Origin of the sequence: Sulfitobacter sp. PM12 (assembly GCF_045586035.1) — a bacterium.
Taxonomy (GTDB): domain Bacteria; phylum Pseudomonadota; class Alphaproteobacteria; order Rhodobacterales; family Rhodobacteraceae; genus Sulfitobacter; species Sulfitobacter pontiacus.
On sequence record NZ_CP151529.1, the window covers coordinates 1,923,609 to 1,937,497 of the forward strand.

14 protein-coding genes are annotated in these 13,889 nt (G+C 61.2%); 10 read left to right on the forward strand and 4 right to left on the reverse strand.

What is annotated here, in order from left to right; genetic code table 11:
• Positions 1-4 precede the first annotated feature (4 nt).
• Genes fabZ through lpxB form a run of 4 tightly spaced genes read left to right on the forward strand, consistent with a single transcriptional unit; the run spans position 5 to position 3,184 of the window.
• Positions 5-463: a 3-hydroxyacyl-ACP dehydratase FabZ gene (fabZ, locus tag AADW22_RS09440; RefSeq protein ID WP_005853421.1), complete on the forward strand. Its 459-nt coding sequence runs from the start codon at positions 5-7 to the stop codon at positions 461-463.
• A complete protein-coding gene (gene lpxA / locus AADW22_RS09445) occupies positions 463-1,245 on the forward strand; it encodes an acyl-ACP--UDP-N-acetylglucosamine O-acyltransferase (protein ID WP_168592122.1) in 783 nt (260 codons plus the stop codon). The genes fabZ and lpxA overlap by 1 nt, the downstream gene beginning before the upstream one ends.
• Entirely contained in the window at positions 1,245-2,036 is a 792-nt protein-coding gene (locus AADW22_RS09450; protein ID WP_407473581.1) for an LpxI family protein, read from the forward strand. Before lpxA ends, AADW22_RS09450 begins: the two co-directional genes overlap by 1 nt.
• A complete protein-coding gene (lpxB, locus tag AADW22_RS09455; RefSeq protein WP_407473582.1) occupies positions 2,033-3,184 on the forward strand; it encodes a lipid-A-disaccharide synthase in 1,152 nt (383 codons plus the stop codon). The genes AADW22_RS09450 and lpxB overlap by 4 nt, the downstream gene beginning before the upstream one ends.
• Before the next feature lie 148 nt (positions 3,185-3,332).
• On the opposite strand, the gene mnmA is transcribed toward lpxB, so the two are convergent.
• The gene (mnmA, locus tag AADW22_RS09460; protein ID WP_005853429.1) at positions 3,333-4,475 is read right to left on the reverse strand and encodes a tRNA 2-thiouridine(34) synthase MnmA; all 1,143 of its coding nucleotides are present in this window, start codon (positions 4,473-4,475) and stop codon (positions 3,333-3,335) included.
• Positions 4,476-4,643: 168 nt separating this feature from the next.
• Here mnmA and AADW22_RS09465 point away from each other — a divergent pair, with 168 nt between their 5' ends.
• The 5 genes from AADW22_RS09465 (at position 4,644) to AADW22_RS09485 (ending at position 10,259) form a co-directional block, all read left to right on the forward strand.
• Positions 4,644-4,922, forward strand: coding sequence for a DUF1153 domain-containing protein (locus AADW22_RS09465; RefSeq protein ID WP_005853430.1), 279 nt, complete (start codon positions 4,644-4,646; stop codon positions 4,920-4,922).
• A gap of 97 nt (positions 4,923-5,019) precedes the next feature.
• On the forward strand, positions 5,020-5,739 hold the full coding sequence (gene ctrA / locus AADW22_RS09470; protein WP_005853432.1) for a response regulator transcription factor CtrA: 720 nt from the start codon (positions 5,020-5,022) through the stop codon (positions 5,737-5,739).
• An 85-nt stretch (positions 5,740-5,824) separates the two neighbouring features.
• Positions 5,825-7,945, forward strand: a complete 2,121-nt coding sequence (ligA, locus tag AADW22_RS09475) for an NAD-dependent DNA ligase LigA (RefSeq protein WP_407473583.1) — start codon at positions 5,825-5,827, stop codon at positions 7,943-7,945.
• Positions 7,942-10,032 (forward strand): ATP-dependent DNA helicase RecG, encoded by a 2,091-nt coding sequence (recG, locus tag AADW22_RS09480; protein ID WP_407473584.1) that lies wholly within the window; start codon positions 7,942-7,944, stop codon positions 10,030-10,032. Before ligA ends, recG begins: the two co-directional genes overlap by 4 nt.
• A gap of 98 nt (positions 10,033-10,130) precedes the next feature.
• On the forward strand, positions 10,131-10,259 hold the full coding sequence (locus AADW22_RS09485) for a hypothetical protein (RefSeq protein WP_407473585.1): 129 nt from the start codon (positions 10,131-10,133) through the stop codon (positions 10,257-10,259).
• A 273-nt stretch (positions 10,260-10,532) separates the two neighbouring features.
• Here AADW22_RS09485 and AADW22_RS09490 read toward each other — a convergent pair whose 3' ends face one another.
• Positions 10,533-10,988, reverse strand: coding sequence for an iron-sulfur cluster assembly scaffold protein (locus tag AADW22_RS09490; RefSeq protein ID WP_005853441.1), 456 nt, complete (start codon positions 10,986-10,988; stop codon positions 10,533-10,535).
• A gap of 75 nt (positions 10,989-11,063) precedes the next feature.
• Between AADW22_RS09490 and hisI the strand changes: the two genes are divergently transcribed.
• A complete protein-coding gene (gene hisI, locus AADW22_RS09495) occupies positions 11,064-11,429 on the forward strand; it encodes a phosphoribosyl-AMP cyclohydrolase (RefSeq protein WP_407473586.1) in 366 nt (121 codons plus the stop codon).
• A 3-nt stretch (positions 11,430-11,432) separates the two neighbouring features.
• Here hisI and gluQRS read toward each other — a convergent pair whose 3' ends face one another.
• Positions 11,433-12,269: a tRNA glutamyl-Q(34) synthetase GluQRS gene (gene gluQRS, locus AADW22_RS09500; protein WP_407473587.1), complete on the reverse strand. Its 837-nt coding sequence runs from the start codon at positions 12,267-12,269 to the stop codon at positions 11,433-11,435.
• Entirely contained in the window at positions 12,266-13,618 is a 1,353-nt protein-coding gene (trmFO, locus tag AADW22_RS09505; protein ID WP_184582128.1) for a methylenetetrahydrofolate--tRNA-(uracil(54)-C(5))-methyltransferase (FADH(2)-oxidizing) TrmFO, read from the reverse strand. The genes gluQRS and trmFO overlap by 4 nt, the downstream gene beginning before the upstream one ends.
• Positions 13,619-13,889 lie beyond the last annotated feature (271 nt).

Below are 13,889 nucleotides of genomic sequence, written 5' to 3' on the forward strand. Positions count from 1 at the left end.
TGCAATGACTGACACCCTGCCAAGTGCCGATATCCAGATGATCCAGCGGATCATTCCGCACCGCTATCCCTTTTTGCTGGTCGATAAAGTGGTCGATATCCAGGGCACGCAAAGCGCTGTCGGGATCAAGAATGTCACGATGAACGAACCGCATTTTCAGGGGCATTTCCCCGGCATGCCGATTATGCCCGGCGTCACCATCGTAGAGGCGATGGCGCAGACCGCTGCGGTGATGGTTGGTGTCACGCTGGAAATGGCGGATAAGGACATGAAGGTCTATTTCATGGCCATCGACAAATGCAAATTCCGCCGCAAGGTCGTTCCCGGTGACGTCGTCCGGATGGAGCTGAACACCCTGCGCGGCAAACCCGGCGGCAAAGTCTGGAAATTCGGTGGCGTCGCGTCGGTCGAGGGTGAAATGGCGGCCGAGGTTGAATTCACTGCGATGATGGACCTGTCCTGATGGGCAACATCCACCCAAGCGCCGTGATCGAGGAAGGGGCGCGGATCGCGGCCTCTGCCAAGGTCGGCCCGTTCTGCGTCATCGGCCCTCGGGTCGTGCTGCATGACAACGTTGAGGTGAAGTCCCACGCGATCGTCACCGGCGACACCGAAGTCGGCGAAGGTACGGTGATCTTTTCCTTCGCGGTGATCGGTGAAATCCCCCAAGACCTTAAGTTCAAAGGGGAATCCAGCCGTCTGGAGATTGGCAAACGCAACCGCATCCGCGAGCATGTCACCATGAACGGCGGCACCGAAGGCGGTGGCGGCGTGACCAGAATTGGCGATGACGGGCTGTTTATGGCGGGCTGTCACATCGCCCATGATGCGATCCTTGGCGATCGGGTGATTGTTGTGAACAACGCCGCCGTCGCGGGTCACTGCATCATCGAAGACGATGTCCTGATCGGCGGGCTGGCCGGTATCCACCAATTCGTGCGCATCGGTCGCGGGGCCATCATCGGCGCTGTGACGATGGTAACGAATGACGTGATCCCCTACGGTCTGGTGCAAGCGCCCCGAGGGGTCTTGGACGGGCTTAACCTTGTCGGGCTGAAGCGTCGCGGTGTCACCCGCGCCGACATCACGGCCCTTCGCGCGGCGTTCCAGATGCTGGCGCAGGGCGAGGGAACCTTCCACGACCGCGCTCGTCGTTTGGGCGAGGAAACCGGCAGCGACTACGTCCGCGAGATCGTCGATTTCGTGCTGGCCGACACGGGCCGTCACTTTCTGACACCGGGTTGATGCTGGCGCTGATCGCAGGGGGCGGCGGGCTGCCTCAACGGGTGGCCGGCGCGCTGGCCGATGCGCCTTTGATCTGCGCCTACGAGGGGACGACACCCGTCGGGCTGGAGCCTGATCTGGTGTTCCGGCTTGAGACGCTTGGCACTTTGCTGGCCGAGCTGACCGCGCGCGACGTGACGCAGGTGTGTTTCTGCGGTGCCGTGGCACGGCCGTCCTTCGATCCGTCCAAACTGGATGCGGCAACGCTGCCCTTGGTGCCGGTCTTCCAGAAAGCCCTCGCCGCGGGGGACGACGGTGCCCTGCGCGCCTTGGTCGATATTTTCCAGACAGCGGGGCTGACCGTCGTTGCCGCGCATGACCTCGCACCCGACTTGATGGCGCGCGAAGGCGTGCTCAGCCGGCGTCAGCCGGAAGCGCAGATGCGCGATGACGCCGCGCGCGGTACTGCCTTGGTGCGCTGCCTTGCGCCGATGGATGTGGGGCAATGCTGCGTCGTCGGGCAGGGGCAGGTCATGGGGATCGAGGCGATTGGCGGGACGGACCACTTGCTGTCGACCCTGCCTGATCGTGCGCGCTTGGCCAGCGCGGTGCTGTTTAAGGGGCCGAAACCGGGCCAAAGCCATCTTGTCGATATGCCCACTATCGGGCCCGACACCCTGCGCCGCGCCCATGCGGCAGGGCTGGCGGGTGTTGTGATCGAGGCGGGGTCCGTCATTCTTCTGGAGCCAGACGCCTGCGTCGCCTTGGCGGATGAATTAGACCTCGTGCTATGGGCAAGGGCCGCGACATGAAGGTGTTCATCATCGCGGGCGAACCTTCGGGCGACCGCTTGGGGGGCGCGCTGATGGCAGGGCTGAAATCCCTGCGCCCCGACATCACCTTTGACGGGATCGGCGGGACAGATATGGCCGCCGAAGGGCTGACCAGCCGCTTTGATATGTCCGAACTGTCTGTCATGGGCATCGCCGAGATCCTGCCGAAATACAAATCCTTGATGGCGAGGATCAACGAGACGGCGCAGGCCGTGATTGAAGCAAAGCCCGATGTGATGATCACCATCGACAGCCCCGATTTCTCGCTCCGCGTGGCCAAGCGGGTCAAGGCGGCATCGGATATTCGCACGGTGCATTATGTCGCGCCCACAGTCTGGGCCTGGCGTCCTGGGCGCGCGAAAAAGATGGCGCGGTATATCGATCACGTGCTTGCACTTTTCCCCTTCGAGCCGCCCCTGATGGAGGCCGAGGGCATGGCATGCGATTTCGTTGGGCATCCCGTAGTCGGAGAGAAGATCGCCACACACCGCGAAGCCGCTGCCTTTCGTCAAGCCCATGAGATCGGCGACGCCCCCCTGATGCTCGTCCTGCCCGGATCTCGGCGGTCAGAGGTGGCGCGTCTGTCGGATGTGTTCGGCGATGCGGTGGCCCGTTTTGCCCGGACACATCCGGATCTGCGCGTGGTCATTCCCGCCGCTGGCCCTGTGGCAGACGCGGTGATTGCGCAGACCCAGGGCTGGACGGTGCGCCCCATCGTGCTGGACCCGCGTGCGGGCAGCAGAGAAGAAGGTGCCGCGATGAAACGGGCGGCGTTTGCCGCCGCGGACGTGGCCCTTGCGGCCTCTGGCACCGTGTCGCTGGAACTGGCCGCCGCATCGCTGCCGATGGTGATCGCCTACCGGATGAACTGGCTCAGCTTCCGTCTGATCAAGGCGATGGCGCTGATTGATACGGTGACTTTGGTGAACCTTGTGTCCGACACACGCGTCGTGCCGGAGTTTCTGGGCCCCGATTGCACCGCCGATAAGATCGCTGGCGGTTTAGCGCATGTCTTTGCGCATCCCGAGGATCAAAAGGACGCGATGGCGCTGACGATGGAGCGGCTCGGCAAGGGGGGCGAGAGCCCGGGCCTGCGCGCGGCGCGGGCGGTATTGGCAAAGCTATAGGTCTAGAGGCTGGCTATAGAGTAAAATGAGGGGCGCTGCCCCTCAAACTCATGACGCTAAATGAGGGGCTCTGCCCCTCAAACTCACGACCCTATATGAGGGGCGCTGCCCCTCAAACTCCCCGGGATTTTAAACCATTTGGAAGGGGTTAGCCTTTGTGGATCCAGCCGCCGCCGAAGATGCGGGTGCTTTCGGGGTCATAGAAGACGCAGGCCTGACCCGGCGAGATCCCTTCCTCGGGGGTGAGCAGCTCTACCGTGGCTTCGGTATCCGAGATCGGACGCAGGATCGCGTCTGTCGGAGGGCGGGTAGAGCGTACGCGCACAGCAATGGGCCATTCACTTTGCGACATGAGCGGGGTGTCGCCAAGCCAATTAATCTCTTTCACGGGCACGGTACGGGTGGCCAGCATCGATTTCGGCCCCACGACGACCTGCGCGTTATCCGCATCAAGTTTCACCACATAGAGCGGGTCGGCCAAGCCGCCGATGCCAAGGCCACGGCGCTGCCCGATGGTGTAGTTGATCACCCCGTCATGCTGGGCCAGTACATTGCCGTCGGTGTCGACGATATTGCCGGGGTTGGCGGCTTCGGGGCGCAGTTTGCGGATCACCGAGGCGTAGTCGCCATTCGGCACAAAGCAGATATCCTGACTGTCGGGCTTGTCCGCCACGCTCAGCCCGTATTTCGCCGCCAGCGCCCGCGTGTCGTTTTTTGACGGCAGGTGGCCAAGGGGGAAACGCAGATAGTCCAGTTGTTCGGGCGTGGTCGAGAACAGAAAGTAGCTTTGATCACGATTGGCATCGGCGGCGCAATGCAGTTCGGCCCCGTCTGGGCCCATCTTGCGCTGGATATAGTGACCGGTCGCCATGCAATCGGCATCCAGATCCTTGGCCGTTTCCAGCAGATCCTTGAACTTCACTCGTTCGTTACAGCGGATGCAGGGAACGGGCGTGGCCCCGCCCAGATAGCTATCGGCGAATTCGTCAATCACGGCGTCCTTGAACACGTTTTCATAATCCAAAACGTAATGCGGGAACCCCATGGATTCCGCGACACGGCGCGCATCATGGATATCGATGCCCGCACAGCAGGCCCCTTTGCGCGCCAGTGCCGCACCGTGGTCGTACAGCTGCAGGGTGACGCCGACGACGTCATAGCCTTCCTCGGCCAGCATGGCGGCGACCACGGAACTGTCGACACCGCCCGACATCGCCACAACGACGCGGGTGTCGGCAGGTGCTTTGGCAAAGCCCAACGAGTTGAGCGGCGGGGTGCGATCAAGCGGCATGAGAATACTCCGGGAGGTTTGAGGCTTAATATAGGAAAATTAGCGGTACTCTCAAGGGGCGACTTCACGGGTCGTTAACATGCGGCGACCTAGCCTGCACCGGATCAAGAACGGGCCGTGAACAGTGGGCGCGCGTCTTATGTGTAAGGGGTGAAAAGGGGAAAACGAGTGTATTTGAAAAAGGTCGAACGACCCAGGGCGGTGACCTTGCCCGACGGGTCCAGCTTTAGCCTTGCGGATCTGCCGGATCGCAATACCCGCCGGTGGGTCGCATCGCGCAAGGCTGCGGTGGTGCGTGGCGTGTTATACGGGCTGATCACTGAGGCGGAAGCGGAAGAACGCTATGGTGTGGGGCGGGCGGAATTTGTCGAATGGGTGCGCGCTGTCTCTGAACATGGGGAGGCGGCTTTGCGGGCCACAGCGCTACAAAAGTATAGACAACTTTAAGTTGCTCGCCTAACAAGTTGAGCACTATTAACGAGTGGTTAAACTATTTTGTTCACGGTGCCTTTTATACCAAATCCATTTGAGCGGAGTGAGACACATGCGAATACTGTTGGTCGAAGATGACCCAACCACCTCCAAAAGCATCGAACTGATGCTGACCCATGCCAATCTGAACACCTATACCACCGATCTGGGGGAAGAGGGCATCGATCTGGCAAAGCTCTATGACTACGATCTGATCCTGCTGGATCTGGATCTGCCGGATATGAACGGGCATGACGTTTTGCGCCAATTACGGCTGAGCAAGATCCAGACGCCGATCCTGATCCTCTCAGGCTCTGACGACACAGAGAACAAGATCAAGGGGTTCGGCTTTGGTGCTGATGATTATCTGACCAAACCTTTCCACCGCGAAGAACTGGTGGCGCGCATCCATGCGATCATCCGGCGGTCCAAGGGCCATTCGCAATCGGTGATCAACGTCGGGCGTGTGTCGGTCAATCTGGACGCCAAATCGGTGACCGTGGGGGATAAGCCCGTGCATCTGACCGGCAAGGAATACCAGATGTTCGAACTGCTGAGCCTGCGCAAAGGGTCGACGCTGACGAAAGAGATGTTCCTGAACCATCTTTACGGCGGCATGGATGAACCCGAGCTCAAGATTATCGATGTTTTCATCTGCAAATTGCGTAAGAAGCTTAGCAATGCCACGGGCGGCGAGAATTACATCGAGACGGTCTGGGGCAGGGGATATGTGCTGCGCGATCCGGCCACCATGGGCTACCCCGAACAGGAAAGATTGGCCGTCGGCGGCTAGCCACAAACGCAAGGGAAATATTCTAGACGCGGGGGAGTTCCCTGCGTATCTAGACCCCAGTTGAAACAGCAGGCTGGGGCTTACCGTGACTGATAAAACCGCACTTCAGGAGCTTTCCGAGGAGGAGGCCAAAGCCGAATTGGCGCGGTTGGCTGACCTGTTGGGGCGGGCGAATACGGCCTATCACACGCAGGACGCGCCCGACCTGTCAGACGCGGAATATGATCGCCTGAAACGTCGCAATCAAGCGATTGAGGAGCGGTTTCCCGGCCTCAAACGCGCTGACAGCCCCAGTGACAAGGTCGGTGCCGCGCCGGCGGAAGGGTTCGGCAAGGTCCGGCATGACGTGGCGATGCTGTCCTTGGGCAATGCCTTCGAGGATGAGGATGTTGTCGATTTCGATGCGCGCATCCGCAAATATCTGGGACTCCCGGGCGGGACGCCGCTGGCCTTCACCGCAGAGCCCAAGATTGACGGGCTGTCGCTGTCGCTGCGCTATGAAAACGGGGAGCTGGTGCAGGCCGCGACCCGTGGGGATGGTGCCGTCGGGGAAAACGTCACCGCCAATGCGCGCACGATCGATACCATTCCAACGCGGATCAAGGGCGCACCGGCGCTGCTTGAGGTGCGCGGCGAAGTCTATATGCGCCACGACGACTTTGATGCGCTGAACGCCCGACAGACGGCCAACGGGGGTAAGACCTTTGCTAATCCGCGCAACGCCGCCGCCGGATCCTTGCGCCAGTTGGATGCCGAGATTACCCGCGCACGGCCGCTGGCGTTTTTCGCCTATGCCTGGGGGGCCTTGTCCGCGCCGCTGGCCGAAACGCAGTTTCAAGCGATAGAGCGGCTTAAGGCATTCGGGTTTGACACCAACCCGCTGACGACGCTCTGCGATGGTCCGCAAGAGATGATCGCGCATTACCGCAAGATCGAAGAGCAACGCGCAACGCTTGGCTATGACATCGACGGCGTCGTCTACAAGGTGAACGATCTGGCGTTGCAAGACCGGCTTGGCTTTCGCTCAACCACCCCCCGTTGGGCAATTGCGCATAAATTCCCTGCCGAACTTGCCTGGACCCGGCTGGAGGATATCACCATTCAGGTCGGCCGCACTGGCGCGCTGTCGCCGGTGGCGCGGTTGAAGCCGGTGACCGTGGGGGGCGTCGTTGTCTCGAATGCGACGCTCCATAACGAGGATTATATCAAAGGGCTCGACAGTAAGGGGGCCCGTATCCGCGAGGGCAAAGATATCCGCGTCGGCGACTGGGTGCAGGTCTACCGTGCGGGGGACGTGATCCCCAAGATCGCGGATGTGGACCTTGGCAAGCGGCCCGAGGACGCTAGAGCCTATATCTATCCAACGACATGCCCGGAATGTGGCAGCGACGCCATCCGCGAGGAAGGCGATGCGGTGCGTCGCTGTACGGGTGGTTTGATCTGCCCTGCCCAAGCGGTTGAAAAGCTGAAACATTTCGTATCGCGCGCGGCTTTTGATATTGACGGTCTGGGCGCGAAACAGGTTGAACAATTCTATGCCGATGGCTGGATCGCGGAACCGGCGGATATCTTCGCGCTCAAGGCACGCTACGGCAGCGGCATGCAGCAGCTCAAGAACCGCGAGGGCTGGGGCGAGAAATCTGCCGATAAACTGTTTCAGGCCATTGAGGATAAACGCAAAATTCCCCTATCGCGGCTGATCTTTGCGCTTGGCATCCGCCATGTGGGCGAAGCGGCGTCGAACCTGATCGCGCAGCATTACGGCAGCTGGACCGCGTTCGAGGCTGCGATGGGGCATGCAAAATCCGGGGATGGTGCCGCCTGGGACGATCTGATCGGTGTGGACGGCGTCGGTCAGGTCATGGCGCAAAGCCTGGTAAGCACCTTTGCCCAAGAGGCCGAGCGTGCCTCGATCGACCGGCTGGTAACGGAACTGTCGGTGCAGGATGTGGTGCGCCCCGATACCGAAGGGTCCCCCGTGGCGGGAAAAACCGTGGTCTTCACCGGCACGCTTGAAAAAATGACCCGCGCCGAAGCGAAGGCGCGCGCCGAACGTTTGGGGGCCAAGGTCTCTGGCTCGGTCAGTGCGAAGACCGATATTCTGGTCGCGGGGCCGGGGGCTGGCTCCAAGGCCAAGAAAGCGGCGGATCTGGGCATTCAGACATTGGACGAGGACGGCTGGCTTGCGCTGATCGACGGCGCATGACGGGCCGGCCCGAGGCGCTTTTCCCCCTCTTTGCCAAGCTCGAAACGCTGGAAGGGGTCGGGCCGAAAACCGCGCAGAACTTTGCCCAGCTTGGGGTGATGGCCCCGCGGGACCTGTTGTTTACGCTGCCGTATTCCGGCATCGACCGACGGCTGCAGCCCAGTGTCAAGGATGCGATCCTGCCCGCCACTGTCACCGTGGCGGTCACCGTTGGCGCGCATCGGGCCCCTGCAAACAAGGGCGGGGCCTACCGTATTCATGTCGAAGACAGCGCCACCGCCTTTCAGCTGGTCTTCTTTCACGCGCGCGGGGATTACTGGAAACGGCAGATGCCCGAAGGGTCACGGCGCGTGGTGTCGGGGCGGGTAGAGCTTTTTGACGGCATCCCCCAGATGGTGCACCCGGATTTCGTTGTGCCCGAAGCCGAGGCGGGCGATATTCCGACGTTTGAACCGGTCTATCCGCTGACCAGCGGGATCACGCAAAAGCTGATGTATAAGGCCACGCGGGCCGCATTGTCGCGGGTGCCAGAGGTCGGCGAATGGATTGATCCCAATCAGAAAAACCAAGAGAACTGGCCAGACTTTCCAGATGCGCTGCAACAGGCGCATGCCCCGAACGACATGGCTGACCTTTCTGCCGCGGCGCCAGCGCGGGCGCGGCTGGCCTATGATGAATTGCTCGCCCATCAACTGACGCTTGCCCTTGCGCGCGCCAAGGACCGGCGGAAGGCGGGGCGCAAGACGGTTGGCGATGGCCACCTGCAGCAGCGCGTGCTTGGCGCATTGCCCTATGCGCCCACCGGTGCACAGACCCGCGCCATCGCCGAGATTGCAAAGGACATGGCCAGCGGCGCGCGGATGAACCGCTTGCTGCAGGGGGATGTGGGCGCGGGCAAAACGCTGGTCGCCTTCATGGCATTGTTGCGGACGGTCGAGGCAGGCGGGCAGGGCGTGCTGATGGCCCCGACAGAAATCCTCGCGCGTCAACATCTTGAAGGCTTACGCCCCTTGGCCGAACAGGCGGGTGTGGTGCTTGAGCTCTTGACCGGACGCGATAAAGGGCCCGAACGGCGCGCCAAGCTGAGCGCGCTGGAAAGCGGCGCGATCCAGATCCTTGTGGGCACCCATGCGGTGTTTCAGGCCGATGTCGCCTTTGGCGATCTGCGCCTTGCGGTGGTGGATGAACAGCACCGCTTTGGCGTGCGCCAGCGGCTTGAGCTTGGCAAAAAAGGGCAGGCCGTCGATGTTTTGGTTATGACCGCGACGCCGATCCCGCGGTCGCTGGCCCTTGCGCAATATGGCGATATGGACGTGTCTGTGCTGGATGAAAAGCCGCCCGGGCGCAAACCCATCCGCACCGCCCTGATTGCCACCGACCGGATGGAGGAGGTCGTGATCCGTTTGCGCGCTGCCATCAGCGCAGGGCGGCAATGCTATTGGGTGTGCCCGCTGGTCGAAGAAAGCGAGGTCAGCGATCTGATCGCCGCAGAAGCGCGGTTCAAACACCTGCGTGCGGCATTGGGCGAAGGCGTGGTCGGGCTGGTCCATGGGCAGATGCCGCCGGCCGATAAAGACGCGGCCATGCGTGCCTTTCAGCAAGGGCAGACCAAGCTGCTGGTCGCCACCACGGTGATCGAGGTGGGCGTCGACGTGCCGAACGCCAGCATCATCGTGATCGAGCGCGCCGAAAGTTTCGGGCTGGCACAGTTGCACCAGCTGCGCGGGCGCGTGGGACGGGGGCAGGCGGCCTCTACCTGCTTGCTGATGTATCAAGCCCCGCTCAGCGAAAGCGGCCGCCAGCGGCTGGAGGTTTTGCGCGAAAGCGAGGATGGTTTTGTGATCGCCGAGACGGACCTCAAGATGCGCGGGACCGGTGATCTGATCGGCACGGCACAATCCGGCGTACCGCGGTTTCGGGTGGCGGATCTGGAGAAACAGGCGGCTTTGATGCAGGTCGCCCAATCGGATGCGCGCGCCTTGCTGGCTGTGGACCCTGATCTGACCACACCGCGCGGCAAAGCCGCCCGGTTGCTGTTGTGGCTGATGCGCCAGGACGAGGCGATCCGTTTGATATCAGTGGGTTAGCAGTTTAATCCCATTTTGTTCTCTTTTGTTCTCATAAAGTTCTTTACACAGGGGTTTGAAAATGAGAACAAATAGGCAACGGAAACGGGAGAACGCAGATGACCACGATCCTTACAGTCAAAGCCATTGCCAAACGGTCGAAAGACACGCTGTTGCAAGATGCCGCAGGGGCGGCTGCCTTGGTTGTCATCCTCGTGGTCAGTCTGCACCTTCCCGCCTTCGTTTGACTTCTGCCTGCGTAAACCGTGTTGTTTTGATCTAGCCCGCGCATCTGTCCCAAACTCTATGCGTTGGCGAAGTCCGCAATACCTTCGTCCCTGTGCCCGAGTTGTCCCCTCTGTCACGGATCAAAACGAGCCTTCACGGTCACCGCACCCTTACGCCGCCATCCTGCCCGGATGTGCGGCGTTTTTTTTGTGTAGGCGTTCGGTGGGGGGCGTTCGCTGATAGGGCGGCATCGCTGCAGCGGCGCTACTTGCGCAGATCGCGGCGGAACGGGCCTAGCCGTTTTGCGCAACCTCTTGGGTCTGTTCCATCGCTTCGGCCAAAGCCTCTATCGTCAGCAGGATGGACGCATGACGGTTTTTATAGGCCACCGCGGGGGTCAGCACCTCGAACCCGTCAAAGGGGGCGTCGGGCACGGGGCCTTGGCCTTTCAACATCGCTTTCAACTGATCCCGCGCCGTCTGGATCTGATCCAACGTGGCACCAACTGCCGCCGCACCGGCCACAGCGGCAGAAGCCTGACCCAAGGCGCAGGCCTTCACATCCTGACCCATCTGCGCCAGCTTGCCATCTTCGACCACGACATCGACCGTGACGGTGGACCCACATAGGGGCGAGCGCCGCGTGACGCTGGCATCTGGATTTTCCAAGCGCCCCAGATGTGGGATGTCAGCCGCAAGCCCCAAAATCCGCGCCGAGTATAGCTTGATCAGGTCTGTCTCGTCACTCATGGCTGTTCCTCTGTGTCGTTAACCCTTACATAAGCCTTCACGCGGATGATGCAAAAACAAACTGAAGGCACGGCGATGGACTTTGACACCAGCACATTGAAATTCAACGAAGCAGGGCTGATCCCCGCGATTGCACAGGATGCGACCACGGGCGACGTGTTGATGATGGCGTGGATGAACGCGCAGGCCGTCACCCAAACGCTGGAAACCGGCCGCGTCACCTATTGGAGCCGCTCGCGCCAGTCATTCTGGATCAAGGGCGACACCAGCGGCCACGTGCAAGAGCTGGTCGAGCTGCGCATCGACTGTGACCGTGATTGCTTGCTGGTGAAGGTGCATCAGACGGGGGCGGCCTGTCACACAGGACGACGAAGCTGCTTTTATACGCTGGTCGAAGACGGTACCGAACGTATCACGCTTGACGTAATGGATGATGAATAGGCGCTAAAGCCCTATAATTGCACGAATATCTTGTGGTGACGCGCCTTCTCTCCGGTACAAGGAGATTGCGCGCGCGTCGTCGCGTTTTGCCAGCCGCTTGCCATTTTCATCACGGATCAGATCGTGGTGGAAATAGCGCGGGGGTTTGTGGCCCAGCAGATCCAGCAGCAACACTTGCACCTGAGTGAAGTCAAACAGATCCACGCCGCGCACCACATGGGTGATCCCCTCGCGGATATCGTCGATGGCAGAGGCAAGGAAGTAGGCGGCAGTCTGGATGTCTTTGCGCCCCACCACGATATCACCGATCTTTGTCAAAAGCGCTGCATGATCAAGGGGATGGGGGCCGGTGTGTAGCGGCCCGTCCTCTATGAACCCCAGCCTGTCTGAGGCTTGCTCAAGCGCGCGGTCTATATGCAGGCGGATGGCGTCATTCGGTCCGCGCTCGTCCATACTGCGCGTTTTGCAGGTCTGCGGATAGACGCTATGCGGTGCCCCTTCCTGCGGCGCGGCGAGTGCGGCGGCAATATCTTTGCGGCTACAACGGCAGGGATAGGTCAATCCACGTGAAGAAAGCGCCTCAACACTTTGATTATACACATCAAGGTTTTCGGATTGCATCAGAGGCGGTGCATCCCACGTGATGCCCAGCCACGCCAGATCGTCCAACGCTTGGCGCATGTATTCGGGCTTTGATCGCTCCAGATCCGTGTCCTCGAACCGCAGGAAAAAGCTGCCGCCTTGCGCGCGCGCCATATCATGGGCCACCAGCGCCGAATAGGCGTGACCCAGATGCAGCGGCCCGGTGGGCGACGGCGCGAACCGGGTGCGAAAACTCATGCTGCGGGCGTGGTGCCGTCCAACCAGCCCTGCCAGTCTGTCTTGGCGCGGTCGGTGTAGGCTTTATAGCGATCCTTGCGGCCGCGACGGCCAGATTTCAGCCCGTCGACCGGTGGGAACAGGCCAAAGTTGACGTTCATCGGCTGGAAGGTTTTCGCATCCGCGCCGCCGGTGATATGGGTGATCAAGGCACCGGTCGCAGTGGTCGGCGGGGGTGGTGCGGCTGCTTCGCCCTTGATCTCGGCCACGGCCAGTCGCCCGGCAAGCAGACCCATCGCAGCGCTTTCCACATACCCTTCGACACCGGTGATCTGCCCTGCAAACCGCACGTTCGGCTGGCTGCGCAGGCGCATCTGATCGTCCAACAGCGTGGGCGAGTTCAGGAAGGTATTGCGGTGGATACCGCCGAGCCGCGCGAAGGAGGCATTTTCAAGCCCCGGGATCATCCGCAGCACCTCGGTCTGGGCCCCGTATTTCATCTTGGTCTGGAAGCCGACGATATTATACAACGTGCCCAGCTTGTTATCGCGGCGCAGCTGCACCACGGCATAGGGTTTATTGTCGGGATCATGGGGGTTGGTCAGGCCGACGGGCTTCATCGGGCCAAAGCGCAGCGTTTCGCGTCCGCGTTCGGCCATCACCTCGATCGGGAGGCAGCCGTCGAAGTAACCCGCCGTCTCGCCTTCCTTGAATTCGGTTTTATCCGCGGCCAGCAGCGCGTCGATGAACGCCTCGTATTGGTCCTTGGTCATCGGGCAGTTGAGGTAGGCTGTACGCTCTTCCTCGGTCTCGCCCTTGTCATAGCGCGATTGCATCCACGCTTTGCTCATATCGATGCTGTCGTGATAGATGATCGGCGCGATCGCGTCGAAAAAGGCCAGTGCCTCGGCACCGGTTTCGGCGGCGATAGACTGCGCTAGATCGCCCGAGGTCAGCGGGCCGGTCGCGATGATCCAGTGACCCTCGCGCGGCAGATCGGTGATCTCGCCATATTCGACAGAGATATTTGGATGCGCCATCAGCGCATCTGTCACCGATTGCGCGAAGGGATCACGGTCCACCGCCAAGGCACCGCCGGCGGGCAGGCGGTGTTTCTCGGCGGTTGCCATGATCAGCCCGTTGGCGGCACGCATCTCCCAATGCAGCAGCCCCACGGCGTTCTGTTCGTTATCATCCGAGCGGAAGGAGTTGGAGCAGACCATTTCCCCCAGCAGCCCCGTCTGATGCGCGAAGGTGCCGACCTTGGGCCGCATTTCATGGAGCACAACCTGAATGCCCGCGTTCGCCGCCTGCCAGGCGGCCTCTGATCCGGCCATGCCGCCGCCGATGATATGGAGTGTATGTGTCATGCCAGCGATGTAGGGCAGGGGCTGGCGCGGTGCAATAGCCAGCGGTGCCTGTCGCGAAACGCGTGCCCGCCGCCCTTTGGGCCGGCAAACATATCGACTGAATGTGAGGGGGGATTTTTGGGGTCGCCGCTGCGGGAACGGTCGGTCAGTGAGAGGCTGACCTGGAGGGACCTTCCGCCGGCGGCGACCCAAAATCATCAAGGCATCTGCCTTGTCTTATTTGTGCCACAAAAGCGCCCGAATTGAAAGCACGAATTCGTGATCTGTGCGG